Source organism: Micromonospora alfalfae (assembly GCF_022230925.1).
In the GTDB taxonomy this organism is placed as follows: domain Bacteria; phylum Actinomycetota; class Actinomycetes; order Mycobacteriales; family Micromonosporaceae; genus Micromonospora; species Micromonospora alfalfae.
In genome coordinates this window covers 133,247-158,834 of the sequence record NZ_JAKKFH010000026.1, presented here as the reverse complement: position 1 = coordinate 158,834, position 25,588 = coordinate 133,247, and the positions used below count along the sequence as shown (strand labels likewise).

Sequence of the window (25,588 nt, the reverse complement as noted above, 5' to 3'; positions counted from 1 at the left end):
CATGAGGGCTCACGAGGCTGGTGCGCTGCACGCGGACATCAGCAACCAGGGGCCCGCCTGGCTGCGTACCCCGGCCGACGTCAACGCCCTCGTGCCGGCGCTGTGGCCGCGGTCGGTGACCCGCGGCGCCGACGGCGCGGTCGCTGTGGCGGGCCTGAGCGTCAGCGACATCGCAGCCGAGTTCGGCACCCCGGTGTACGTCCTCGACGAGGCCGACCTGCGCTCGCGCTGCCGCGACTTCCGGGCGGCCTTCCCGACCGAGGACGTGTTCTACGCGGGCAAGGCGTTCCTCTGCCGGGCGGTGGTCCGGATGATCGCCGAGGAGGGGCTGCACCTGGACGTCTGCACCGGTGGCGAGCTGGCCACCGCACTGTCGGCCGGGATGCCGCCGGAGCGGATCGGCTTCCACGGCAACAACAAGTCGGTCGCCGAGCTGGGCCGGGCGCTGGACGCGGGCGTGGGCCGGATCATCGTCGACTCGTTCACCGAGATCGACCGGCTCACCGCGCTGGCCCGCGAGCGCGGGGTCCGGCCCCGGGTGCTGGTCCGGGTCACTGTGGGCGTCGAGGCGCACACCCACGAGTTCATCGCCACCGCCCACGAGGACCAGAAGTTCGGCTTCTCGCTGGCCGGCGGCGCCGCCGCGAACGCCGCGTTCAAGATCCTCGACGAGGGTGTGCTGGAACTGCGCGGGCTGCACTCGCACATCGGCTCGCAGATCTTCGACGCCAGCGGCTTCGAGGTCTCGGCCCGGCGGGTGCTCGCCCTGCAGGCGCAGATCCGCGACGCGCGCGGGGTGGAGCTGCCCGAGCTGGACCTGGGCGGCGGCTTCGGCATCGCGTACACCACCCAGGACGACCCGGCGACCCCGCAGGATCTGGCCAAGCGGCTTCGGAGGATCGTCGATTCGGAGTGCGCCGCGGAGAACCTGGCAGTGCCGCGCCTGTCGATCGAGCCGGGCCGGGCCATCGTCGGGCCGGCCGTGTTCACCCTCTACGAGGTCGGCACGGTGAAGGACCTCGACGGCCTCCGGACGTACGTCAGCGTCGACGGCGGGATGAGCGACAACATCCGCACCGCCCTCTACGACGCGACCTATTCGGCGACGCTGGCCTCGCGGGCGTCGACCGCGCAGCCGTTGCTCGCCCGCGTGGTGGGAAAGCACTGTGAGTCCGGGGACATCGTGGTGAAGGATGAATTCCTGCCCGCCGACGTGCAGCCCGGAGATCTTGTAGCAGTGCCCGGCACCGGTGCGTACTGCCGAAGCATGGCCAGCAACTACAACCATGTGCCCCGGCCACCGGTGGTCGCGGTGCGCGACGGCCAGGCGCGCCTGATCGTCCGGCGGGAAACCGAAGAGGACCTGCTCGCATTGGATGTTGGATGACGTCACCTGTGCGCTTGGCGCTGCTCGGCTGTGGCACTGTCGGCCAGGAGGTGGTCCGGCTGCTGCACGAGCAGTCGGCCGACCTCACCGCGCGGATCGGCGCCCCGCTGGAGATCGCCGGCATCGCCGTCCGTCGGCTCGGCCGCGACCGGGGTGACCTGCCGGTCGACGAGGACCTCTTCACCACCGACGCGCTTGGCCTGATCAAGCGCGACGACGTGGACGTGGTGATCGAGGTGGTCGGTGGCATCGAACCGGCCCGGAGTTGGCTGGTCGAGGCGCTGCGCGCCGGCAAGAGCGTGGTCACCGCCAACAAGGCGCTGCTCGCCGAGGACGGCGTGGCCCTGCACGAGGCGGCGGCCGAGGGCGGCGGCGACCTCTACTACGAGGCGTCAGTGGCCGGGGCCATCCCGCTGCTGCGCCCGCTACGGGAGTCGCTGCACGGCGACCGGATCAACCGGGTCACCGGCATCGTCAACGGCACCACCAACTTCATCCTCTCCGCGATGGACGCGACCGGCGCCGGCTTCGCCGAGGCCCTCGAAGAGGCCACAGCCCTGGGGTACGCGGAGGCCGATCCGACCGCCGACGTGGAGGGCTTCGACGCGGCGGCCAAGGCGGCGATCCTCGCCTCGCTGGCGTTCCACACCCGGGTCGGCGCCGCCGACGTGCACCGCGAGGGCATCACCGAGGTGACCGCCGCGGACATGGCCAGCGCCCAGGCGATGGGCTGCACGATCAAACTGCTCTGCATCGCGGCCCGGGGTGTCGACCCCACCGGCCGGGAGACGGTCAGCGTCCGGGTGCACCCGGCGATGATCCCGCGCAGCCACCCGCTGGCCAGCGTCGGGGACGCGTTCAACGCGGTCTTCGTGGAGGCGGACGCGGCCGGGCAGTTGATGTTCTACGGTCGGGGCGCCGGTGGCGCACCCACCGCCAGCGCGGTGCTCGGTGACGTGGTCGCGGTGTCCCGCAACCGGCTCGCCGGGGTCCGCGCGGCCAGCGAGAGCGCGTACGCGGCCCTCGCGGTACGGCCGATGGGTGAGGCGTTGACCCGCTACCACGTGAGCCTCGACGTGGCCGACCGCCCGGGTGTGCTGGCCTCGGTGGCGGGCGTCTTCGCCCGGCACGACGTGTCGATCGCGACGGTGCGGCAGGGCTCGGCGGGCGGGCCAGCGGGCCGCGACGGCGACGCCGAGCTGGTCATCGTCACGCATGTGGCACCGGACGCCGCGCTCGCCGCGACAGTCGGCGAGCTGCGCGGTCTGGACATTGTCCGGTCGGTGACCAGTGTGCTGCGGGTCGAGGGCGACGCCTGAGTCGTTGCATCATCGACGGAACGGCTCGCGCGTCCCGCCAGGTGGGTAGGCGGGGGTGTGCCATTGACCACTCCAGCGGGCTGGTCCAAGGTGGCCCTGATATCGGGTGGGCGCAGCGGTAGAAGCGAGGAGAGCGACATGTGGCGGGGTCTGATCGAGGCGTACCGGGATCGGCTGCCGGTCACTGCGGCCACGCCGGTCGTCACGCTGCACGAGGGCAACACCCCGCTGTTGCCGGCGCCGGTGCTGTCCGCCCGGCTCGGTTGCGACGTGCACCTCAAGGTGGAGGGCGCCAACCCGACCGGCTCCTTCAAGGACCGGGGGATGACCCTCGCGGTGTCCAAGGCGGTCGAGGCCGGCAACAAGGCCATCATCTGCGCCTCTACCGGCAACACCAGCGCCTCCGCCGCGGCGTACGCGGCCCGCGCCGGGTTGACCTGCGCCGTGCTGGTGCCGCAGGGCAAGATCGCGCTGGGCAAGCTGGCCCAGGCGCTGGTGCACGGCGCGAAGCTGCTGCAGGTGAACGGCAACTTCGACGACTGCCTCGCGACGGCCGCCAAGCTCGCCCAGGACTACCCGGTCGCGTTGGTCAACTCGGTGAACATCGACCGGCTGCACGGCCAGAAGACCGCCGCCTTCGAGATCGTCGAGGCGCTCGGTGACGCGCCCGACATCCACTGCCTGCCGGTCGGCAACGCCGGCAACATCTCCGCGTACTGGATGGGATACGCGGAGGAGTTGGCCGCCGGCGCCACCACCCGCGCCCCGAAGATGTACGGCTTCCAGGCCGCCGGGGCGGCCCCGATCGTGACCGGCCAGGTGGTGCCGGAGCCGTCCACCATCGCCACCGCGATCCGGATCGGCAACCCGGCCAGCTGGACGAAGGCGTTGGACGCCCGGGACGCCTCCGGTGGCCTGATCGCGTCGGTGACCGACCGGGAGATCCTCTCCGCGTACCGTCTGCTCGCCCGTGAGGTGGGGGTCTTCGTCGAGCTGGGCAGCGCGGCCAGCGTGGCCGGCCTGCTGCAGCAGGCCGCGGCGGGCGCGGTGCCGCCCGGTTCCACTGTGGTCTGCACTGTGACCGGCCACGGGCTGAAGGACCCGGAATGGGCGATCTCCACTGCGCCGGCGCCGGTGACCATCGCGAACGACCCGCTGGCTGCGGCGCGCGCCCTCGACCTGGCCTGAGCGCGCCACCTCCGGGTGGTGATCGGCGGCGGGTGACTGGACGGCGCGACGGTCCGGGGGCGGCGGGGGCCGAGGTATGCGAGTCCGGCACACTTTCGGGTATCCCCGCCCGCATTCTCGTTCAGGAGTGAGCCAGGCCGATGTCGCTGCTCGCCAGATTCAGCCTCGCCAACCGAGGGCTGATTGCCCTCATCGCGGTGGTGACCACGGTGTTCGGAGTGTTCGCCGTGCCGTCGCTGAAGCAGCAACTGCTGCCGTCGCTCGAGTTCCCGGCCGCGTTCATCGTGGCTCCCTACCCCGGCGCCGGCCCCGAGATCGTCGAGTCGCAGGTGACCGAGCCGATCGAGAACGCCCTCCAGGGCATCCCGGGGCTGGACCAGGTCACCTCCACCTCCCGCGAGGGGGCGGCCACCGTCCAGGTGACGTACGAGTTCGGCACCGACCTCGACGACGTGGTCAACAAGATGCAGACCGCGTTGAGCCGGATCGACGCCCAACTGCCGGAGGGCGTCGACCCGCAGGTCATCGCGGGTAGCACCGACGACCTGCCGGCGGTGGTGCTGGCCGCGGCCGGCGCGGCGGACGAGCGGGCGCTCGCCGAGAAGCTGCGCGCGACCGTGGTGCCGGAGCTGGAGGGCATCGAGGGGGTACGCACTGTCGAGGTGACCGGCACCCGCGACAACGTCGTGGTGATCACCCCGGACCCGGCGAAGCTGGCCGCCGCGAAGATCCAGCCGACGGCGATCGGCGCGGCGCTGAAGACCAACGGCGTGGCGGTTCCGGCCGGCGCGGTGACCGACGGCGCCTTGGCCCTCCCGGTGCAGGTCGGAACGCCGATCGCCACCCTGGAGGAGCTGCGCGGCATCGTTGTCGCCCCGGCCGCGGCACCGGTTCGCCTCGGTGACGTGGCGACGGTCGAGCAGCAGCTCGCACCGGCCACGGCGATCACCCGGACCAACGGCAAGGACAGCCTCGGCATCGCGGTCACGGCCTCGCCGGACGGCAACGCCGTGGAGATCTCGCACGAGATCAGGGACCGGCTCGACGACCTGAAGGACGCCTCCGGCGCGGAGCTGACAGTGGTCTTCGACCAGGCGCCGTTCGTCGAGAAGTCGATCGAGTCGTTGACCACGGAGGGCCTGCTGGGCCTGGTGATGGCGGTCATCGTCATCCTGGTCTTCCTGCTGTCGGTGCGCTCGACGGTGGTCACCGCGGTCTCCATCCCGCTCTCCGTGCTGGTGGCGCTGATCGCCCTGTGGATCGGTGACTACTCGCTCAACCTGCTCACCCTCGGCGCGTTGACCATCGCGGTCGGTCGGGTGGTCGACGACTCGATCGTGGTGTTGGAGAACATCAAACGACATCTGGAGTACGGCGAGGAGAAACGGCACGCCATCATCACCGGCGTCCGGGAGGTCGCCGGTGCGGTGACCGCGTCCACGCTCACCACGGTGGCGGTGTTCGCGCCGATCGCGCTGGTCGGCGGGTTCGTGGGCCAACTCTTCGCGCCGTTCGCGATCACCGTGACGGTGGCTCTGCTCGCCTCGCTGCTGGTGTCGCTGACAGTGATCCCGGTCCTCGCGTACTGGTTCCTCAAGCCGCGCGGCGGCACCGCTGACGACGAGGCGGTACGGCACGCCGCGGAGGAGAAGGAGCTGCGCAGCCCGTTGCAGCGGGCGTACCTGCCCGTGATCGGGTTCGCCACCCGCAAGCGGTCGACCCGTTGGATCACCGTCGGGCTCGGCCTGCTGGTGCTCTTCGGCACGTTCGGTCTGGCACAGAAGTTGGAGACCAACTTCCTGGACGACTCCGGCCAGGACACCCTCAACATGAGCCAGGAACTGCCGGCCGGCAGCGGCCTGGCGGCCACCGACGCGGCGGCCAAGCAGGTCGAGTCGGTGCTGTCCCGCACCGACGGTGTCGAGACGTACCAGGTGACAGCCGGCGGTGGGGACAACCCGTGGGCGGGCGGCGGCGGCAACAACGTCGCCAGCTGGTCGCTGGCGCTCGACGGTGACACCGACGCGAAGCAGATGCGTGAGGTGCTGCGCAAGGAGTTCGACAAGCTCGGCGCCGGTGTGGGTGAGATCAGCTTCGGTGGCGGGCAGGAGGCGTCGACCAGCCAGCTGGAGGTGATCGTCCAGGCCAGCGACCCGGAGACGCTGACCCGGGCCGCCGAGGAGGTGCGGGCCGCGATGGACGGCGTCCCGGACGTCGAGGACGTCTCCACCAGCCTGGCAGCGCGGGTACCGCGGGTCGACGTGGCGGTCGACCGGGTCGCGGCCGGTCGGGTCGGGCTCACCGAGGCCGCCGTGGGGCAGCTCGTGTCGCAGGCGTTCCGGGGAGCGCCGCTGGGTCAGGTAGCGCTCGACGGCCAGCAGCAGAACGTGGTGCTGCGGTTGGGCACGCAGCCGCCGATGACAGTGGAGGAGCTGCGCGCGCTGCCTGTTGGTCCGGTCAAGCTGGGCGACATCGCGCAGGTCACCCAGGGCGAAGGCCCGCAGCAGGTCACCCGGATCGACGGTGAGCGCAGTGTGTCGGTGACCGGCGCGGCGACCGGGTCGAACCTGGGCGCGACCAGCCAGGAGTTGCAGAAGCGGCTGGACGGCATCAACGTGCCGGGTGCGAGTTTCACCATCGGTGGTGTCAGCGCGGATCAGGCGGATGCCTTCGCGGACCTGGGTCTGGCGGTGCTGGCCGCGATCGCCATCGTCTTCCTGATCATGGTGGCCACGTTCCGCAGCCTCACCCAGGCGTTGATCCTGCTGATCTCCATCCCGTTCGCGGCGACCGGTGCCATCGGTCTGCTGTTGGTCACCGGGACGCCGCTCGGTGTTCCGGCACTGATCGGTGTGCTGATGCTGGTCGGCATCGTGGTGACCAACGCGATCGTGTTGCTCGACCTGATCAACCAGTACCGGGCGCAGGGCATGGGGGTCCGGGAGGCGGTGGTCGAAGGTGGCCGTCGCCGGCTGCGCCCGATCCTGATGACGGCGGTGGCGACCATCTTCGCGCTGCTGCCGATGGCGTTCGGGCTGACTGGTGAGGGCGGCTTCATCTCTCAGCCGCTGGCGGTCGTGGTGATCGGTGGTCTGCTCAGCTCGACGCTGCTCACGTTGATCCTGGTGCCGACGCTCTACACGATGGTGGAGCACACCAAGGAGTCGCTGCGGGCTCGGCGTGCACGGCGTCGTTCCGGAGGGTCGGCGGTGACCACGACGGAGACCGACGAGGTGCCGGCGCCGAACCAGGTCGCGGTGCCGAGCGGCGCGCCCGCCCCGGTCGCTGCCGAGGGTGTGCAGCCGGCCGGGCGACCCGCGCCGTCGGCCGCGTTGGTGGAGGGCACGGACCAGTTCGAGGTGCTGCGGTTGCCGCGTAGCCGTACCTCGCCGTTGCCTCCGGCGGAGCCGACCGAGTAGGTCGCAGCGCGCTTCGGAACGCCCCCGGCGGATTTTCGTCGGGGGCGTTCCAGGTCATTCGACCGAAAACACTCCGACTCGACCACCCATACTTTGTGTAACTTCTTGCATACTCCTCGTAGACGGGTGGGGAGTGTGGGTGAAGCGGGGCGGGCAGATGGCCGAGGGCGCGCGTGGGTGGGGGCGACGCGACCTGCTGCGCCGTGGCCTCCTGGTGGTGGGCGGTGTGGGTATCGGTGCGGGGACGTCCGAGGCGTGGTGGATCACTCATCGCCGGATGCCGATCGCCGGCGGCCCCGCCAGCACCACCCTCGGTAGCGGCCAACAGGATGTCGGCTCCGGCGCGCTGGAGGTCGTCTGGTCCGTGCGGACCAACCAACGCCTGGTGGCCCTCACCTTCGACGACGGCCCAGCACCACAGTGGACACCCATGGTGCTCGACACCCTGGCCCAGCATCGGGTTCCGGCCACCTTCTTCATGGTCGGGGCGCAGGTCCGTCGGCACGCCGACGTCGTCCGCGACCGGCTGGCCGGGCACGAGGTGGGCAACCACAGCTGGGAACACCGGGACCTGGCCGAACTGGACGCCGCCGAGGCGTACGACGACCTGCGCCGCAGCCACGACGCGATCACCGACCTGACCGGGGTGCCGCCGGCGCTCCTGCGCCCGCCGTACGGCCACCTGGGCGGGGCGGTACTGCACGCGGCAGCCCGGCTGGACTATCGGCTGGTGCTCTGGTCGTTGCAGATGGTGGAGCGCCAGTTCCCCGACGATCCGGCCGGTCACGCCCAACGGATGGTGAACGAGGTTCGGCCGGGAACGATAGTGCTCGGCCACGATGTGGGGGCCCGCCGGCGGCTGGTCGCACTGCGGGGTCTGACCGACATGATCAACGGGTTACGGTCGCGCGGTTACACCTTCGTCACGGTTTCGGCGCTGCTGGGAGCAGGTGTGGCTGCGACACCGACCAGGTAGGGTCGCGCTCCGTGGCGTCCACCCTCTCGGTTCTGACCGGCAATCGGAGCTTCCGCAACCTGTTCCTCGCCGAGCTGGTGGTCTTCGGCGCCGACTGGTTCGTCATGGTGCCGCTGCTGGTGCTGCTGCCGCAACTGACCGGCAGCGGCGTCTGGGGCGCACTGGTGTTGGCGGTGGACACCGGCATCGTGGCGTTGCTGCTGCCGTACACGGGCACGATCGCCGACCGCTTCGACCGCCGGAAGATCATGATCGCCGCGAACGTGGCCGCGCTCGCGGGCGTGTTGCTGCTGCTCGGCGTGCGCAACGCCGGAACGGCGTGGCTGGCGCTGGTGGCGATCGGTGTGGTGGCGGTCGCCAAGGCGTTCTACTCGCCGGCCGCCCAGGCCGCGCTGCCCAACGTGCTGGAGCCGCACGAACTCGCTGCGGGCAACGCCGTCGCCGGTTCGGCCTGGGGCACCATGACAGTGGTCGGTGCCTCGCTCGGCGGCGTGCTCAGCACCGCTGCCGGCCCGTACGTCTGCTTCTGGGTGGCGGCGGCGAGCCTCGCGGTGGCCGCGACCCTCGCCACCCGGATCCGCCGGCCGTTGCAGGCGCCCCGGGACGCCGACCAACCGGCCCAGCGGACGTGGTCGGCGGTCCGCGAGGCGCTCGGCTACATCGGCCACCGCCCCCGGGTGCTCGCGCTGGTCACCGTCAAGTCCGCGGTGGGCCTGGGAAACGGCGTGCTGACAGTGTTTCCGCTGCTGGCCGGCGTGTACGGTGTGGGCCCGCTCGGCGCCGGCCTGCTCTTCGCCGTACGCGGCGCGGGAGCGTTGGTGGGGCCGATCCTGATGCGCCGGGTGTTGACCAACCGGGCCTGGCTGCTGCCCGGGCTCGCGCTGTCCATGTCGCTCTACGGCCTGTCCTACCTGGGCACCTCGGTGGTGCGATGGTTTCCGCTGGTGCTGCTGCTGGTCTTCGTGGCGCACTTCGCGGGTGGCAGCAACTGGGTGATGTCGAACTTCGCCCTTCAGGGTGAAGTTCCGGACCGGTTGCGGGGCCGCGTCTTCGCCACCGACATGATGCTGGCGACGCTGGCGATCTCGGTGAGTCAACTGGCGGTGGCCCTGGTGGTGGACTCGGTCGACGAACGGGTGGTGCTCGCCGGCTGCGGTCTGATCACTCTCGTGTACGCGGTCGGCTGGCGGATCGCCACCCGCCGGCTGTCGCTCACCGATCCGGCCGTCGAGCCGGTCCCGGACCCGGCCGGCTGAACTCGGCGGTCCCAGGCAGCGGGCGCGGGACCAGTTCGTCGGTCCCGGGCCATAGCATGAGCGCGTGCCGACGAACTTCACCGCCGAGCCGGTCCGGGTCCGCGTCCCGGCGACCAGCGCCAACCTGGGCCCGGGCTTCGACGCGCTGGGTCTCGCGCTCGGGCTCTACGACGACGTGGCCGCCGAGATCGCCTCGGGTGGTGTCCGGGTGGCAGTGACCGGGCAGGGCGCCGGTGAGCTGCCAGACGACGACCGGCACCTGGTGGTGAGCGCCATGCGCGCCGCGTTCGACGTGCTCGGGGCCCACCCCGCGGGGCTGAGCGTGGAGTGCGTCAACCGGATCCCCCAGGCACGTGGGCTGGGCTCCTCGTCCGCTGCGATCGTCGCTGGGGTGCTGCTGGCCCGTGCCCTCGTCGTCGATGGGGAGGACCGCCTCGACGACGCGGGTGCGCTGCGGCTGTGCGCCGAGATCGAGGGCCACCCCGACAATGTGGCGCCGTGCCTGCTCGGCGGTTTCACGCTGGCCTGGTCCGAGCCGGGCGGCGCCCGGGCGGTCTCCCTGCCGGTCGCCGAGGCGGTGCGGCCCACTGTTTTCGTCCCGGCGGAACGCGGTTTGACAGCGACCGCGCGGGCGGCTCTGCCGGCGACAGTGCCGCATGGTGACGCCGCGTTGACCGCCGGGCGGGCGGCGCTGCTGGTGCACGCGCTCACCACGGACCCGTCCCTGCTGCTGCCGGCCACCGTCGACCGACTCCACCAGGATTACCGCGCCGCCGGGATGCCAGGCACGTCTGCCCTGGTCAGCGCGTTACGTGCGGCCGATGTGGCAGCTGTGGTCAGTGGGGCGGGGCCGACTGTGCTGGCGCTCAGCCAGCCTCCAGCGGGCTTCCCGGTGGGAACAGACTGGGAGATCTGGCAGTTACCGATAGACGTCAGCGGCGCGCGGGTCGCTCGGGGTAGACTTGGACACGCCGAGCGGGACCCTGTTGCCGCAGGTCGGAAGAGTTGATTACGCTCTAGACCTAGCACAGCCGCGAAGCACGCGATCTCCTGCGGGGCGGCGCACCCCCGAAGCTCTCGGCGGTCAGCCCGTCTACCCCTGCCAAAGGCCCACGCCGCACCGCAGTTTCCACAGGTCGCCGCAGACGGCGAGACCTGCTCACCGACGTTGGTGAGTCGGGATACCGACCGGCTGCTGTGTCACAGACTCCCGCGACGCGTCCTTGCGAGGCGGGTGCACCGAGGCCGCCCGGCCACCTGAGTTCCGACTCCGGGCAGTCCCGGCCTTATCGAGGGAAGGAATCCATTGAGCGACACCACCGACGTGACGTCGGATGTTTCCAACGTCGCTGGCGATGCCACCGCAGCCGCTCCCGCCCGTCGTCGGCGTAGCGGCACCGGTCTGTCGGCGATGCTGCTGCCGGAGCTGCAGAGCCTGGCTGCGTCGCTCGGCATCTCCGGCACGGCTCGCATGCGCAAGGGCGAGCTGATCGCCGCGATTTCCGAGCGGCAGGGCGGCAACGCCGCCGGGACCCCTCGACCACGGGCCGAGGTCGCGGCCGCGGCCGCCCCGACCCGTGAGGGAGTGCGCGCCGAGGTGCGGGAGACCGCCGACCGGCCGGCAGCCGAAGGACGCGGTGCCGAGCAGGCGCCGGCCGAGCCGGCCGCCGAGACCGAGGGCCGTAGCCGCACCCGGCGGAGCCGGACCGCAACGGCGGAGGCCCGTACCACCGAGGCTCGCCCCGCTGAGGCGCGGGCGACCGAGCCGCGGGCGACCGAAGCACGGGCGACCGAGCCGCGGGCGACTGAGGCGCGGGCGACCGAGACGCGTACCGACGAGGCGGAAGCCGGTGAGCGGGCCGACCGTGGCGAGAACCGCCGCGACCGGGCCGAGCGTCCGGAGCGTGCCGAGCGGGGCGACCGTGCCGAGCGGGGCGATCGTGCCGAGCGGGGCGATCGTGCCGAGCGGGGCGATCGTGCCGAGCGGGGCGAGCGTGCCGAGCGGGGCGAGCGCAACGACCGGACCGACCGTGCCGATCGGGGCGAGCGGGCCGAGCGGGCCGACCGGGGCGACCGTGCCGACCGGGGCGAGCGTGCCGACCGGGGCGAGCGCAACGACCGGACCGAGCGTGCCGATCGGGGCGAGCGGGCCGAGCGCAACGACCGGGGCGAGCGTGCCGATCGGGGCGAGCGGGCCGAGCGCAACGACCGACCCGACCGCGGTGACCGCAACGACCGTGGTCAGCGTGCCGAGCGGGACAGCGACGACGATGACGAGGGTGGTGGCCGGCGCGGCCGGCGCAGCCGCTTCCGGGACCGTCGCCGCGGGCGTGGCGAGCGCACCGAGACCGGTGCCGACACCGGCGGACGTGAGCCGCAGGTCAACGACGACGACGTGCTCGTCCCGGTGGCCGGCATCATCGACGTGCTCGACAACTACGCCTTCGTGCGGACGACCGGTTACCTGGCCGGCCCGAACGACGTGTACGTCTCGATGTCCCAGATCAAGAAGTACGGACTGCGCCGCGGTGACGCGATCACCGGTGCGGTGCGGGCGGCCCGAGAGGGCGGCAACAGCGGCGACCAGCGGCGCGACAAGTACAACCCGCTGATGCGGCTGGACACGATCAACGGGATGGAGCCGGAGGAGGCGCGGCGTCGTCCGGAGTTCTACAAGCTCACCCCGCTCTACCCGCAGGAGCGCCTGCGGCTGGAGACCGAGCCGCACATCCTGACCACCCGGGTCATCGACCTGGTCATGCCGATCGGCAAGGGCCAGCGGGCACTCATCCAGTCTCCGCCCAAGGCGGGTAAGACGATGGTGCTGCAGGCGATCGCGAACGCGATCACCCGCAACAACCCGGAGTGCCACCTGATGGTGGTGCTGGTGGACGAGCGGCCTGAAGAGGTCACCGACATGCAGCGGTCGATCAAGGGCGAGGTCATCGCGGCCACGTTCGACCGTCCGCCGCAGGACCACACCACAGTGGCGGAGCTGGCCATCGAGCGGGCCAAGCGCCTCGTCGAGCTTGGACACGACGTCGTCGTGCTGCTCGACTCGGTGACCCGGCTCGGTCGGTCGTACAACCTGGCGGCGCCGGCCAGCGGCCGGATCATGTCGGGTGGTATCGACTCCACAGCGCTCTACCCGCCGAAGCGCTTCCTCGGCGCGGCCCGCAACATCGAGAACGGTGGGTCGCTGACCATCATCGCCACGGCGCTGGTGGAGACCGGTTCCATGGCGGACACGGTCATCTTCGAGGAGTTCAAGGGCACCGGCAACGCCGAGTTGAAGCTGGACCGGAAGATCGCCGACAAGCGGACCTTCCCGGCCATCGACATCAACCCGTCCGGTACGCGTAAGGAAGAGGTCCTGCTCGCACCGGAAGAGCTGGCCATCATCCACAAGCTCCGGAAGGTGCTGCACTCGCTGGACTCGCAGGCCGCGATGGATCTCCTGCTGGACCGGCTCAAGCAGTCCCGCACGAACATCGAGTTCCTGATGCAGATCGCGAAGTCGACGCCGGGGGAGTAACCATCCCCGCGTGACGACGAAGGGGCACGGCCATCGCGGCCGTGCCCCTTCGTCATGTCCCCCCGGCCGACATCCGCAGTCGGCGGGAGATGGCGCCCGCGGCGCGAGGTGATGGAATTTTCCTTCGGTTAAGTCGACAGGTATTGAAACTTCTATTCATTGCCGGGTTGACTGTCGTCCATGCGTACCCGCAGACGATCCGCCCGCCGCACCGGCGTCCTGCTGCTGACGCCGCTGCTCGCCCTGGCCCTGTCGCCGCCGGCCACCGCCGCACCCACCATCGACCCGCCCACAGTGGCCTCGTCGTCAGTGGCCTCACCCACCATCGCCGAGGACGCGCCGCCCGCGTCCTCCCGCCCGGCCGGCTCGGTCAGCCTGGCCGCCGCCCCGACAGTCGCGACCGCCCTGACCGCCGGCGCTGGTGGTCTGGAGCCGGCCGGCGGGCTGGAGACCACGAAGGCCACCCGGCCGGTGGCGCCCGGCGTGCAGCTGACGTCCTTCGACCGGTACGACGCCGAGGGCTGGCTGCGCGCCGACGCGCTCACCACCGACCTGGCCGGCGGCTCCACCATCGACTACGTCAACTCCGGCGCTGTCAGCCGGGCCGAGCCGCTGCGAAAGGCGGTGGACCAGACGCACGCCGTCGCCGCTGTCAACGGCGACTTCTTCGACATCAACAACTCCGGCGCCGCCCAGGGCGTCGGCGTCCGTGACGGCGAGCTGATCCAGTCGGGGGTCAGCGGTCACCGCAACGCGGTGGCGGTCACCACGAACGGGCTCGGGCGGGTGGTCGAGGTGAACTTCGACGGCAGCGCGACACTGCCCACCGGGCCGGTCCCGCTGACCCAGTTCAACAACATGGTGCAGGCCGACGGCATCGGCGCCTTCACCGAGCTGTGGGGGACGTACTCCCGGCAGCGTGCCGTCGAGGGCGCGGACCGGGTGGTCGAGGTCACAGTGACCAACGGGCGGGTGGCCTCGGTGGGAAACGTGGCCGGTAGCGGCCCGATCGTCGCAGGCAGCACCGTGCTGCTCGGCCGTGACCTCGGCGCGGACGCGCTGGCCGGCCTGCGCGCCGGTGACCCGGTGGCGGTGGCCTGGCGGCCGAAGCCCTCCGACGGCAGCACCCTGCACGCGGCGGTCGGGGGCGGCAACGTCCTGGTCCGCGACGGCGTCGTGCAGAGCATCGCCGATCCGACCCTCGCCCCCCGCACCGCCGTCGGGTTCAGCGCCGACGGTCGAAAGATGATCATGCTGACGGTGGACGGGCGTCAGGTCGACAGCCGTGGCGTGACGCAGACCGAGATGGGCCGGATGATGGCCGAACTGGGTGCCCACCACGCGCTCAACCTGGACGGTGGCGGATCGTCCACGCTGCTGGCCCGGGAGCCGGGCGCACCCGCCGTGCAACTGGAGAACGGCCCCTCCGACGGCAGCGAGCGGGCCGTGCCCAACGGCCTGGCCATCTACGCGCCGAAGGGCAGCGGTCGACTCACCGGCTACTGGGTCGAGACGGCCAGCGACCCCACCGCCGCCCCGGGCGTCTCACCGGTGCGAGGCGGGCGGCCCGACCGGGTCTTCCCCGGGCTGACCCGCACCATCACCGCATCCGGCTACGACGAGACGTACGGCCCGGCGGCCGGCGCCCCCAGCTGGCGGGCGACCCCGGCAGTACGCGGCCGCATCGACAGTGACGGCGTGTTCCACGCCGGCGCGCCAGGGGCCAGCACTGTCACCGCCGCACGGGGGCGGGTCACCGGCTCGCTGAACCTCACAGTCCTCGGCCCGCTGGCCCGGATCGGCACCACCACGCCGCGGGTCGGGCTGACCGGCCGGGACGGTGACGCCCTGGTCGGCGTGGTCGGGTACGACGCCGAAGGCAACACCGCGCCGATCGAGCCGGCCGACCTCACCCTCGACTACGACAGGGACCTGCTGCGGATCACCCCCACCGGGGACGGCAACCTGTCCATCGCCGCGTTACGGGACACCGGCTCGGGCCTGGTGACCATTCACGTCGGAGGCACGAGCGCTGTCCTGCCGGTCACCGTCGGGCTGACCGACGTGCCGGTCGCCGGTTTCGACGACGCCGCGTCCTGGCGGTTCAGCCAGGCCCGGGCCAGCGGTTCGGTGGCTCCGGCCCCCGGGCACAGCGGCACCGGCCTGCGAATGTCGTACGACTTCAGCCAGTCCACCGGCACGCGGGCCGCGTACGCCGACCCGCCCGCCTGGATCGAGGTGCCCGGTCAGCCGCAGGCATTCGGGATGTGGATCCACGGCAACGGCACCGGGGAGTGGCCCAGCCTGCACCTGCACGACGCCCAGGACACCCAGCACGTGCTGCGTGGCCCACTGATCACCTGGACGGGCTGGCGGTACGTGGAGTTCGCGGTGCCGGCCGGGGTGCAGTACCCGGTGCGGGTACGCCGCTTCTACGTGGCCGAGACGAACGCCGCGGCGCAGTACACCAGCGAGGTGATCATCGATGACCTGGTGGCGAAGGTGCCACCGACTGTCGACGTCCCGGAGGTGGCCCCGCGTACCGATCGGGTGGTGGTCCGCGACGGCACGGTGGACGGCGCGCCGTGGCGGTTCGCGGTGCTCTCCGACGCCCAGTTCGTCGCCGCCGACCCGGACAGCGACCTGGTCGCCCAGGCCCGGCGGACGTTGCGCGAGGTGCGGGCGGCCCGGCCGGACCTCCTCCTGATCAACGGCGACTTCGTGGACACCGCCTACCCGGCCGACTTCGCGCTGGCCCGGCGGATCCTCGACGAGGAGTTGGGCGACGCGCTGCCCTGGTACTACGTGCCCGGCAACCACGAGATCATGGGCGCCCCGATCAGCAACTTCGCTGCCGCGTTCGGCGCCACCTCCCGGGTGTTCGACCACAACGGCACCCGGTTCGTCACGCTGAACTCGTCCACCGGGACGCTGCGCGGCGGAGGCTTCGACCAGGTACGGATGCTCCGCGAGACGCTGGACGCGGCGGCCACCGACCGGCGCGTGGGTTCGGTCGTCGTCCTGCACCACCACCCGCCGCGTGACCCCAGCCCGGCGCAGGCCAGCCAGCTCGGCGACCGCAAGGAGGCGGCGCTGCTGGAGCAGTGGCTGGCCGACTTCCAGCACCACACCGGCAAGGGCGCGCTGTTCGTGGGCGGGCACGTCGGCACCTTCCACGCCGACCGCGTGGACGGGGTGCCGTACGTGATCAACGGTAATGCGGGCAAGACGCCGTCCACCCCTGCCGACCAGGGCGGCTTCACCGGTTGGACGGAGTTCGGCGTGGACCCGGTGACCCCGGCCGAGGCCGACCGGGCCCGTCGTGACCCGCTCGCCGAGGGCCCGCGCTGGGTGGACGCGGAGTTCCACCCGCACACCGATCGGCTCGCGCTGACCGCCCCGGCCAGCGTCGCGGTCGGCACCCCGGCGTCGGTGACCGCCACGCTGACCCAACCCGGTGGGCGTACGGTCCCGGTGGCCGCCCCGGTCAGCGCCGACTGGTCGGCCTCGCCGGGAGTGCACGTCGGCTCGGCGGCCGGGGTGCGCCAGTGGCACACGGCCCGATTCGACCCGGCCACCGGCACCCTGACGGCGCTGCGGCCCGGCGCGCCGATCCGTCTGACGGTCGAGGTCAACGGCGTCCGCGCCGAGGCCACCACCACCGTCACCGGGTGACCTGTCCGGACGGGCCCCCACGCGCGGGGCCCGTCCGGACACCTCAGAAGTCGCCGTCGGCCACCTGGAAGACGGTGAGACCGAGAGATCGCCACATCTGGACCACCTGGACACGGTCGTCGAAGACGCCGGCCACCCGGTAGGTGTCCCGGATCTCCCGGTCGTAGATCTCCCGCTTGACGATCGAGTCCTTCCGGGAGTCGCCGACGGCCCGCAGGTGCAGGCCCAGGTAGGGCACTCGTACGTGCCGGGCCAGCCACGCCTCGGTGGCCGCGCGGGCGGAGGCGTCCCGCCCCGAGCAGAAGACCACCCCGTACCCGGCCGCGTGCATCGCCCGGACCGCCGCGATCACCGCCGGGTTCGGCGCGTCCTGGCCCACCCGGGTCATGTCGTACGGGCTGCGGGAGACGGCCAGCGCGACGGTGCCGTCGATGTCCACCAGGACGATCTCCGGTGGCTCGGTCGACGGCGGGTGCACCACGGCGGGGCGTCCGGTGCGGGCCTGCGGCACCGGCAACGGCAACTCCCGCCCCTGCAGGTACCGCTCGTGCAGCCGGCGGATCGCGTCCGCGCCGACCTGGTCGGCGGCCGGACGGGCGGCGTCGCGGCGCAGGCACTCGTCCAGCGGCACGTCGGTGAAGTCGTGCACCTCGAAGTCCGCGCCGTGGCGGGCGGCCAGCTCGGCCCAGCCCCGCAAAGTTCGCGCGCGCAGGTTGGTGTCGTCCACGCAGACGTCCGCTCGGGCCCGCAGCAGCGCCTCGACCTGAGCCTGCTGTACGGCGGTCACCTGCGCCTCGGCCCACTGCGTGAACAACCGCTCGCCGTGCAGCATCCGGCGCAGATCGTCCCGGTTGACCCGGAGCACCGACGGCTGGAGCGTGCGGGCGAACGTCGTCTTGCCGGAGGCGGGCAGTCCCCGGGTGGCGATCAGGCGTGTCATCGACGCACCTCCGGCTCGGCGGGCGTACCCCGGTCGGGGTACCTGGCGGCGGTCCGCCGGACGCGCGAATGCCCCACCAGCCGGCGGGAATGCGGACGGGTAGGCACGTGTTGACGATGCCGGACGAGGTGTGCGGCCCGATTACCGGGTGGGCTCAGGCCCATGGCACACTGGTCAATCGGCCACCGGTTCCGGTTCACGCCCGAGCCCGTCGCGTACGGCGCGACGAGCGATGACGGCGACCCGGCGACCACCAACGAGAGGACCGAGGCGACATGAAGGCAAACATCCACCCGGAGTACGTGACCACCGAGGTCAGCTGCTCCTGTGGCAACACGTTCACGACCCGCAGCACCGCCAAGGGCGGGGCGATCCACGCCGAGACCTGCAGCGCCTGCCACCCGTTCTACACCGGTAAGCAGCGCGTTCTCGACACCGCCGGCCGGGTCGCGAAGTTCCAGCAGAAGTACGCCAAGGTTCAGGCCAAGAAGGCCAAGTAACTCCTCGTTCGGCGCCCGCGTCCGGTTTTCCACCGGACGCGGGCGCCGTCCGCGTTTTCCTCCACTTCCGCCCGGCCGCTGGCCCCCCGGCCCCGGCCCGGTCGTCGCGCACCGTCGAAGGAGCATCCGCAGCATGAGCAGCGAGCGTCTGGCCGGCCTTCTCGACGAGTACGCGGAGCTGGAGAAGCGGTTGGCCGATCCGGCCATCCACGCCGACCAGGCGACCGCGCGCAGGGTCGGCCGCCGGTACGCCGAGCTGGTGCCGCTGCACAAGGCCGCCGACGAGTTGGAGCAGGCCCGCGCCGATCTGGCCGCGGCTCGCGAGTTGGCCGCCGAGGACCCGTCCTTCGCGGGTGAGGCGGACGCCATCGCCGGGTCCCTGCCGGTGCTGGAGGAGCGGCTCGCCGAGCTGCTCATTCCGCGCGACCCGCACGACGCCAAGGACGTGATCGTCGAGATCAAGGCCGGTGAGGGTGGCGAGGAGTCGGCGCTGTTCGCCGGTGACCTGCTGCGGATGTACACCCGGTACGCCGAACGGCACGGCTGGGTCACCGAGGTGATCGACGCGCAGGATTCCGACCTCGGCGGGGTCAAGGACGTCTCCCTGGCGATCAAGACCAAGGGTGTGCCGGACGGCGGCAACGGCGTCTGGTCGCGGCTCAAGTGGGAGGGCGGCGTGCACCGGGTGCAGCGTGTCCCGGTGACCGAGTCGCAGGGCCGGATCCACACCAGCGCCGCCGGAGTGCTGGTGCTGCCGGAGGCCGAGGACGTCGACGTCACGATCGACCAGAACGAACTGCGCATCGACGTGTTCCGCTCGTCCGGCCCGGGTGGCCAGTCGGTGAACACCACCGACTCGGCGGTGCGGATCACCCACCTGCCGACCGGCATCGTCGTCTCCTGCCAGAACGAGAAGTCCCAGTTGCAGAACCGGGAGCAGGCGATGCGGATCCTGCGGGCCCGGCTGCTCGCCGCTGCCCAGGAGCAGGCCGACGCCGCCGCCTCGGACGCGCGCAAGGCCCAGGTGCGCACCGTGGACCGCTCGGAGCGGATCCGCACCTACAACTTCCCGCAGAACCGGATCACCGATCACCGGATCGGCTACACCGCGTACAACCTGGACCTGGCGCTCGGCGGCGAGCTGGACGGGGTGCTGGACGCCCTCACCGAGGCCGACCGGGCCGCCCGGCTCGCCGGCGACACCGAGCTGACCCGCCGCTGACCGCGACACGGAGCTGACCCCGGCACGCCCAGTCGATCATGGAGTCGTGGTGGGTCGGTTGTGGTGTCGTGGGGCTTTTCTGAGGCACCACAACTCCTTGATCGACCCCGCCGGGTGGGGGGCGATCAGCTCGCGCGGGGGCGGGTCTTGGCGCGGAGCATCTCGCGGTCGGCCTGCTCGAACGCGACGCTGAGCGCGTCGCGCAGCCCGCTGCCACCGGAGACCTCGGCGAAGCCGATGCTGACCCCGACCGGGGTGCCCGGGACCAACGACTCCCAGTCCTCCAGGCGGACCGCCGCCTCGATCCGGCGGGCCACCTCGGTGGCCTCGGTCATGCCGGTGTCCGGCAGCACCACAACGAACTCGTCACCGCCGTAGCGGGCCACGAAGTCGCCCCGGCGCATCACCCGGTTGATCACGCCGGCGATGCGTTGCAGCACCAGGTCGCCCGAGTGGTGCCCGTGCCGGGTGTTCACCGCCTTGAAGCCGTCCAGGTCGCAGACGCCGATCACCACCCGATCGCCGCGGGTGACCACGGCTGTGATGTATCGCTCCAGCCGGCGGCGGTTCGGCAGCCCGGTGAGCGGGTCGGTCAACGCCTCACCCTCGAAGCGGGCCGCCTCGCGGCGCATCTCCTCGTGGTCGATGCGGGCGGCGATGCCGTCGATGTAGACGTCGCGCAGTCTGTCGTTGCGCTGCGCGGCGAGCCGGAACGCCAGTCGGTCGGCCCGGTGCGCCGCCAGGTGGTCCCCGGCGCGGGTCAACGCGATGCTGCGCAGCCGGGCCGGCTCGGCCGCCCCGAGTGTCTCGTTGGAGACCTGGACGGTGTCCAGTCGCGCGACCGCCTCGATCGGCCGACCGTCGGCGACGGCGAGGCACACCTGCCCGAGCTGACGCAGGTCGCGGGCGCGGGCGCTGTCCCCGCCGTGGGTGATCAACCGGGCCGGCTCGGGGCCCTCGGTCGCCACCTGGTCGCCGAGCGCTGCCTGTCGGGCCGCCGCGTAGCCGTACGCGGCGAGGCTGCTCGGGCGTAGCTGGCCGGCCCGGCCGGCACGGACGAAGCGAGTCAGGTCGGCGGCCACGTCCCGGAGCACCCGCAGACACCCATCGCTGTCGCCGTTGTGGTCAAGGGCCACGGCGTTGCGCAGCCGGATGCCCGGCGCGGCGAACGTCTCCTCCGGGATCCCGGCGGTCAGCCCGAGCTGCCGGGCCCGTTCGATGGCGCCCAGGGCGTACCCGTGGAAGCTGAGGTAGCTGTAGGCCATGGCCAGGTCGTGCCAACCCCAGGCGGTGTCCCGGTCCGGGTCGGCGACGGCGCCCAGCGCCCGGGCCGCTCGGACGAGGTGCATGACGCAGCGGTCCAGTGCGCCCTGGTGGTGCGCGGCGAGCGCAGCGAGAGCATTGAGGTGACCGTGCAGATAGGGCTCGGCGAGGTCGCGGACCGCCGCCGACGCCTCTTCGATGGCCCGGGTGAACTCCGCGGTCCGACCGAGATTGATCAGCGCGGAGAGGCGCTGCACCATCGCGTCCGCTCGCGCCGCCGGGTCGTTGGTGGTGCGGATCACACGCTCCAGCAGGACGTACGCCTCCGCGGAGCGGCTGGCCTCCTGCAACGCCCGGGCGTGCGTCAGGGCGTCAACCTGGTCATCGACCCGGTCGAGCCAGCCCACCCGTCAACCTCCTGTCGTGCGCGCCCGGGCGCACCTGTTCGTCACGTCGCCCGCGACGCTTCATGATTATGTCGTGAGTACTTTGCCGCAACACCCCCCCGAAGGGACAGGCCCCATCCGGCCGTCCGCCGCGGTGGCCCGAGTGGCCCGCGCGCTCGCCGCCGCCGGGGTCGGGTCCGCCCGGGTGGAGGCCGAGTTGCTGACGGCGTACGTGCTCGGGGTTCCCCGGGGTCGGTTGGCTCTCGCCGACGACCTGAGCGACGACCAGTTGGTGCGGCTCGACGGGTTGACGCGCCGCCGTGCCGCGCGCGAGCCGTTGCAGTACCTGACCGGTCGGGCCGGGTTCCGGCACCTGGAGTTGTCGGTCGGCCCGGGTGTCTTCGTGCCCCGGCCGGAGACCGAGCTGTTGGCCGGCTGGGGTGTCGAGCAGGCCCAGGGCCGACCCGACCCGGTGGTGGTGGACCTGTGCAGCGGCTCGGGCGCGATCGCGTTGGCGGTGGCTCAGGAGCTGCCGGGAGCGCGGGTGATCGCGGTGGAGCGGTCCCCGGCGGCGCTGGCCTGGCTGCGCCGCAACGCGGCGGAGCGCGCCGCGGCGGGGGACCGCCCGATCGAGGTGGTAGAGGCCGACGTGACAGCGCCGGACCTGCTGGCCGAGCTGGTGGGCCGGGTGGACGTGCTGCTCTGCAACCCGCCGTACGTGCCGGACGACGTGGTGGTCCCGCCGGAGGTGGCCGGGCACGACCCGGCGGAGGCGGTCTTCGGCGGCGCGGACGGTCTGGTGGTGATCCGGCCGGTCGTCGCCCGGGCGGCGGTGCTGTTGCGCCCGGGGGGCGTGTTCGGCGTCGAGCACGACGACACCCACGGTGCGGCGGTGCCTGAGCTGCTCGCCCAGGGCGACGGCTTCACCGCTGTCGCGGAGCATCTGGACCTCGCCGGGCGTCCCCGCTACGCGACGGCGTCCCGACGGGCGGACGGCCAGCACGCCCCGATCGGGGCGGCGTGGCAGACTGACTCCTCGTGATGCTCTACGACTGCCGGTCGCCCGCCGATCGGGACCGCGGCATCGCTGCGGCGATCGAGGCGGTCAAGAACGGCGAGCTGGTCGTTCTTCCGACGGACACCGTGTATGGGATCGGCGCGGACGCGTTCACCCCGTACGCGGTGAAGGCGCTGCTCGATGCCAAGGGCCGGGGTCGGCAGATGCCGCCGCCGGTGCTGATCGGCTCGCGGCACACCCTGGACGGGTTGGTCTTCTCGCTGCCCACTGCCGCACGGGACCTCGTGGAGGCGTTCTGGCCGGGTGCCCTGACGATCGTGGTCGAGCACTCGCCGAGCCTGCAGTGGGACCTGGGCGACAAGACCGGCACGGTGGCGGTGCGGATGCCGCTGCACCCGGTCGCGTTGGAGGTGCTGCGCGAGACCGGTCCGATGGCGGTCTCGTCGGCCAACAAGACCGGCCAGCCGGCCGCTGTCACCGCCGACGAGGCGCGTGACCAACTCAGCTACTCGGTGCGGGCCTACCTGGAGGCCGGTCCCTGTCCGGATCCGGTGCCGAGCACGATCGTGGATCTGACCGGTGAGGTGCCGCAGCTCCTGCGGGCCGGGGCGATCCCGCTGGAGAAGCTGCGCGACGTGGTTCCGGATCTCGTCGACGGTCGGGCGGTCTGAGTGCCCCCGTTCACTGTTCTGCACGTCTGCATGGGCAACATCTGCCGCTCGCCGATGGCGGAGCGGCTGCTGGCCCTGGCGGTGCGGGAGCGGCTGACCCGGCGTTCGCAGGATCCTGCCCAGGCCGAGGAGCTGGTGCACAGCCACAGCGCCGGCACGGGTGGCTGGCACGCGGGCGAGGAGATGAACCCACCGGCGGCACGGCAGGTCACCGGCCGTGGTGGGGACGTGGAAGGGTTCGCCGCGCGCAAGCTGCGGTCGGACCACATCGACGCCGCCGACCTGGTCCTGACCGCCACCGCCGATCAGCAGGAGTACGTGGTGGCGCTTCGTCCGGACGCGGCGGCCCGCACATTCGTGCTGGGCGAGTTCGGTCGGCTGCTGGCTGCTGTGGACGCCGCCGCGCTGCCGCCGGGTGACGCCACTCCGGAGGCCGTGTACGCCCGCGGGGTGGCACTGGTGGCGGCGGCTCACGACGCGCGCCTCGGCGCCTCGGCGCTGACCACAGATGATCTTGATGACCCGTGGGGTCGTGGCGACCAGTGCTTCAGCCGGGTCGCCGACGAGATCGAGGAGACGGTCCACCCGCTGGCCGGCGCGCTGCTGCCCTGAGCGTGGTGCGAGTTTCCTCCGGGTTTGGGGAAAACCCAGGGCTAAAGGGGCGTTCCGGGTCATTCTGAACGGGTCCTAGCGTGACCGGCTCCTGCGGGGAGAGCTGATGATCCGGGCCCAATTCGACAAACTGCTGACCGTGGTGATCGCCGGAGTGCTGGCCGGGTTGGTGCTGGCCGCCGCCGCACTGCCAGCAGCCCTGGTCTTCGGGATCGGCTTCAGCGCCCTGTCGACGCCGTACTCGGAGCTGCCGAACACACTCCGGACGCCGCCCACCGCGCAGCGCTCCAACCTCTACGCCAACGACGGCACCACCCTGATCACCTCCTTCTACCAGGAGGACCGGGTGGACGTGCCGCTGCACGAGGTGGCTCCGGTGATGCGCCGGGCCATCGTGGCCGCCGAGGACGTCCGGTTCTACCAGCACAGCGGGGTCGACCTGCGGGGCGTGGTGCGCGCGTTCACAGTCAACAAGCGCGACGGCCAGACCCGGCAGGGCGCCTCCACGCTGACCATGCAGTACGTCCGCAACGTGCTCAGCAACGACCCTCGGCTGACCGAGGCGCAACGGGACGCCGCCACCGAACTCACCACAGTCCGCAAGCTCCAGGAGATGCGGTACGCGCTCGCGTTGGAGCGGGAACTCGACAAGGACGAGATCCTGACCCGCTACCTCAACATCGCCTACTTCGGTGCCGGGGCGTACGGCATCGCGGCGGCCAGCAAGCGGTACTTCTCCCGGTCCCCGGCCGAGTTGACACTGGCCCAGGCGGCACTGCTCGCCGGTCTGGTGCGTTCGCCGGACAGCGACGATCCGATCAACGGCGACGCCGACAGCGCCGTCGCCCGACGGTCGTACGTGTTGGAGCGGCTGGTGGAGACGGGGCAGGTGCCGGCGGACGCGGCGGCGGCTGCCCGCGCCGAACCGCTGCAACTGCGGCCCAGCGAGACCCCGAACGACTGCACGGGAGTGCCCGACGGGCACAACGACTGGGGCTTCTTCTGCGACTGGTTCACCCGCTGGTGGAGCAGCCAGTCCGCGTTCGGGGCGACCGCCGACGACCGGCAGCGCGCACTGCGCCGGGGCGGCTTCTCCATCGTCTCGTCGCTGGACCCGGGGGTGCAGCGGGCCACCACCGAGCAGGTGCTGAAGATCTATCCGACGACCAGGGCCGAGGCGGTGCCCACCGCGGTGGTGCAACCGGGCACCGGGCGGGTGCTGGCGATGTCGGTGAACCGTGCCTACAGCGTGGCGGACAACCCGGTCGGGCAGAAGAACCGCCCGAACACCGTCAACCAGTTGGTCGCTGGCGGCGGCGCGATCGAGGGGTACCAGGGCGGTTCGACGTTCAAGCTCTTCACCCTGCTGGCCGCGCTGGAGTCCGGCCTGCCGCTGTCGACCAGCTTCGTGGCGCCGACGCAGTTGCTCACCCGCTTCCCGGTGACCGGGGAGGCGAGCTGCGACGGACGGTGGTGTCCGGCGAACGCCAGCCCGTCGTCGATGGACGGCCCCCGCACCATGTGGAGCGCGTTCGGCCGCTCGGTGAACACGTACTTCGCCTGGCTCACCGAGAAGGTCGGCGCCGACCGGGTGGTGGAGATGGCCGAGCGGCTCGGCATCGTGTTGCGGGCCGAGTCCGACGCCAAGCTGGCCCGCTACGGCGCGAAGGACTGGGGTCCGTTCACCCTGGGCGTGGCCGCGACCACCCCGTTGGACCTGGCCAGCGCGTACGCCACCGTGGCGGCCGAGGGAACCTGGTGCGCGCCGCTGCCGGTGGTCTCGATCACCGACTCGGGCGGCCGGCCGGTCGACGCCGCCAAGCCGGACTGCCGACAGGTGCTCGACCCCGATGTGGCGCGGGCGGCTACCGATGCGGCCCGCTGCCCGGTCGGCGACCAGTCGATGTACGGACGCTGCGACGGTGCCACAGCACCCGGGTTGCGGGCGAAGCTCGGCCGTCCGGTGGCGGGAAAGACCGGCAGTTCGGAACGGTACGAGACGGAGACGGTGGTGGCGTTCACCCCGCAGCTCGCGGTCGCCTCGATGGCCGCGAACCCGGACGATCCCCGGGACGCTGTCGGTCAGACGGTGCAGGCCCAGATGGTGAACGCGGTCGGTGAGGTGCTCGCCTTCGCCCTGCGCGACCAACCGGTCCGCGACTTCGTCCCGCCGAGCGAACGAACCGCCTTCCAAACCCAACCCCAAGCCGGCAACTAACCC

17 protein-coding genes are annotated in these 25,588 nt (G+C 71.9%); 15 read left to right on the top strand and 2 right to left on the bottom strand.

Annotated features, from left to right (window positions below; all coding sequences use genetic code 11):
- The first annotated feature begins 1 nt into the window (after window position 1).
- The 9 genes from lysA (at window position 2) to MED01_RS22535 (ending at window position 16,755) form a co-directional block, all read left to right on the top strand.
- Window positions 2-1,387, top strand: coding sequence for a diaminopimelate decarboxylase (lysA, locus tag MED01_RS22575; RefSeq protein ID WP_238670551.1), 1,386 nt, complete (start codon window positions 2-4; stop codon window positions 1,385-1,387).
- Between the two features lie 8 nt (window positions 1,388-1,395).
- Window positions 1,396-2,706: a homoserine dehydrogenase gene (locus tag MED01_RS22570; RefSeq protein WP_238670587.1), complete on the top strand. Its 1,311-nt coding sequence runs from the start codon at window positions 1,396-1,398 to the stop codon at window positions 2,704-2,706.
- Between the two features lie 138 nt (window positions 2,707-2,844).
- The gene (gene thrC / locus MED01_RS22565) at window positions 2,845-3,894 is read left to right on the top strand and encodes a threonine synthase (protein ID WP_238670550.1); all 1,050 of its coding nucleotides are present in this window, start codon (window positions 2,845-2,847) and stop codon (window positions 3,892-3,894) included.
- 140 nt (window positions 3,895-4,034) lie between these two features.
- Entirely contained in the window at window positions 4,035-7,313 is a 3,279-nt protein-coding gene (locus tag MED01_RS22560; protein ID WP_238670549.1) for an efflux RND transporter permease subunit, read from the top strand.
- A gap of 139 nt (window positions 7,314-7,452) precedes the next feature.
- Window positions 7,453-8,289 (top strand): polysaccharide deacetylase family protein, encoded by an 837-nt coding sequence (locus MED01_RS22555; protein ID WP_238670548.1) that lies wholly within the window; start codon window positions 7,453-7,455, stop codon window positions 8,287-8,289.
- An 11-nt stretch (window positions 8,290-8,300) separates the two neighbouring features.
- Complete coding sequence (locus tag MED01_RS22550) at window positions 8,301-9,545, top strand: MFS transporter (RefSeq protein ID WP_238670547.1); 1,245 nt, start codon at window positions 8,301-8,303, stop codon at window positions 9,543-9,545.
- 64 nt (window positions 9,546-9,609) lie between these two features.
- Window positions 9,610-10,554, top strand: coding sequence for a homoserine kinase (gene thrB / locus MED01_RS22545; protein ID WP_238670546.1), 945 nt, complete (start codon window positions 9,610-9,612; stop codon window positions 10,552-10,554).
- Window positions 10,555-10,851: 297 nt separating this feature from the next.
- Entirely contained in the window at window positions 10,852-13,080 is a 2,229-nt protein-coding gene (gene rho / locus MED01_RS22540) for a transcription termination factor Rho (protein ID WP_238670545.1), read from the top strand.
- 180 nt (window positions 13,081-13,260) lie between these two features.
- A complete protein-coding gene (locus MED01_RS22535) occupies window positions 13,261-16,755 on the top strand; it encodes a phosphodiester glycosidase family protein (RefSeq protein WP_238670544.1) in 3,495 nt (1,164 codons plus the stop codon).
- Between the two features lie 43 nt (window positions 16,756-16,798).
- Here MED01_RS22535 and MED01_RS22530 read toward each other — a convergent pair whose 3' ends face one another.
- Window positions 16,799-17,695 carry a phosphatase domain-containing protein gene (locus MED01_RS22530; protein WP_238670543.1) on the bottom strand — a complete coding sequence of 299 codons (897 nt, stop codon included), beginning with the start codon at window positions 17,693-17,695 and terminating at the stop codon, window positions 16,799-16,801.
- A gap of 275 nt (window positions 17,696-17,970) precedes the next feature.
- Between MED01_RS22530 and rpmE the strand changes: the two genes are divergently transcribed.
- Together rpmE and prfA are read left to right on the top strand one after the other, a co-directional pair.
- Window positions 17,971-18,195 (top strand): 50S ribosomal protein L31, encoded by a 225-nt coding sequence (gene rpmE, locus MED01_RS22525; protein WP_030333150.1) that lies wholly within the window; start codon window positions 17,971-17,973, stop codon window positions 18,193-18,195.
- Between the two features lie 133 nt (window positions 18,196-18,328).
- The gene (prfA, locus tag MED01_RS22520) at window positions 18,329-19,417 is read left to right on the top strand and encodes a peptide chain release factor 1 (protein ID WP_238670542.1); all 1,089 of its coding nucleotides are present in this window, start codon (window positions 18,329-18,331) and stop codon (window positions 19,415-19,417) included.
- 125 nt (window positions 19,418-19,542) lie between these two features.
- Here prfA and MED01_RS22515 read toward each other — a convergent pair whose 3' ends face one another.
- Window positions 19,543-21,087 carry a GGDEF domain-containing protein gene (locus MED01_RS22515; RefSeq protein WP_238670541.1) on the bottom strand — a complete coding sequence of 515 codons (1,545 nt, stop codon included), beginning with the start codon at window positions 21,085-21,087 and terminating at the stop codon, window positions 19,543-19,545.
- A 73-nt stretch (window positions 21,088-21,160) separates the two neighbouring features.
- Between MED01_RS22515 and prmC the strand changes: the two genes are divergently transcribed.
- The 4 genes from prmC to MED01_RS22495 all read left to right on the top strand — a co-directional run bounded on the left by prmC (window position 21,161) and on the right by MED01_RS22495 (window position 25,585).
- Window positions 21,161-22,108: a peptide chain release factor N(5)-glutamine methyltransferase gene (gene prmC / locus MED01_RS22510; protein WP_238670540.1), complete on the top strand. Its 948-nt coding sequence runs from the start codon at window positions 21,161-21,163 to the stop codon at window positions 22,106-22,108.
- Window positions 22,108-22,755: an L-threonylcarbamoyladenylate synthase gene (locus tag MED01_RS22505; protein ID WP_091406475.1), complete on the top strand. Its 648-nt coding sequence runs from the start codon at window positions 22,108-22,110 to the stop codon at window positions 22,753-22,755. The genes prmC and MED01_RS22505 overlap by 1 nt, the downstream gene beginning before the upstream one ends.
- Entirely contained in the window at window positions 22,756-23,367 is a 612-nt protein-coding gene (locus MED01_RS22500) for an arsenate reductase/protein-tyrosine-phosphatase family protein (protein WP_238670539.1), read from the top strand. It abuts the gene before it with no gap.
- 106 nt (window positions 23,368-23,473) lie between these two features.
- Window positions 23,474-25,585 (top strand): transglycosylase domain-containing protein, encoded by a 2,112-nt coding sequence (locus tag MED01_RS22495; RefSeq protein ID WP_238670538.1) that lies wholly within the window; start codon window positions 23,474-23,476, stop codon window positions 25,583-25,585.
- Window positions 25,586-25,588: the final 3 nt, after the last annotated feature.

What these genes read in the sequence shown, in the direction of transcription:
- lysA (WP_238670551.1), top strand. Translation starts at nt 2, where the DNA reads ATGAGGGCTCACGAGGCTGGTGCGCTGCACGCGGACATCAGCAACCAG.
- thrC (WP_238670550.1), top strand. Translation starts at nt 2,845, where the DNA reads ATGTGGCGGGGTCTGATCGAGGCGTACCGGGATCGGCTGCCGGTCACT.
- MED01_RS22560 (WP_238670549.1), top strand. Translation starts at nt 4,035, where the DNA reads ATGTCGCTGCTCGCCAGATTCAGCCTCGCCAACCGAGGGCTGATTGCC.
- MED01_RS22535 (WP_238670544.1), top strand. Translation starts at nt 13,261, where the DNA reads ATGCGTACCCGCAGACGATCCGCCCGCCGCACCGGCGTCCTGCTGCTG.
- MED01_RS22530 (WP_238670543.1), bottom strand. Translation starts at nt 17,695, where the DNA reads ATGACACGCCTGATCGCCACCCGGGGACTGCCCGCCTCCGGCAAGACG.
- rpmE (WP_030333150.1), top strand. Translation starts at nt 17,971, where the DNA reads ATGAAGGCAAACATCCACCCGGAGTACGTGACCACCGAGGTCAGCTGC.
- prfA (WP_238670542.1), top strand. Translation starts at nt 18,329, where the DNA reads ATGAGCAGCGAGCGTCTGGCCGGCCTTCTCGACGAGTACGCGGAGCTG.
- MED01_RS22505 (WP_091406475.1), top strand. Translation starts at nt 22,108, where the DNA reads ATGCTCTACGACTGCCGGTCGCCCGCCGATCGGGACCGCGGCATCGCT.
- MED01_RS22495 (WP_238670538.1), top strand. Translation starts at nt 23,474, where the DNA reads ATGATCCGGGCCCAATTCGACAAACTGCTGACCGTGGTGATCGCCGGA.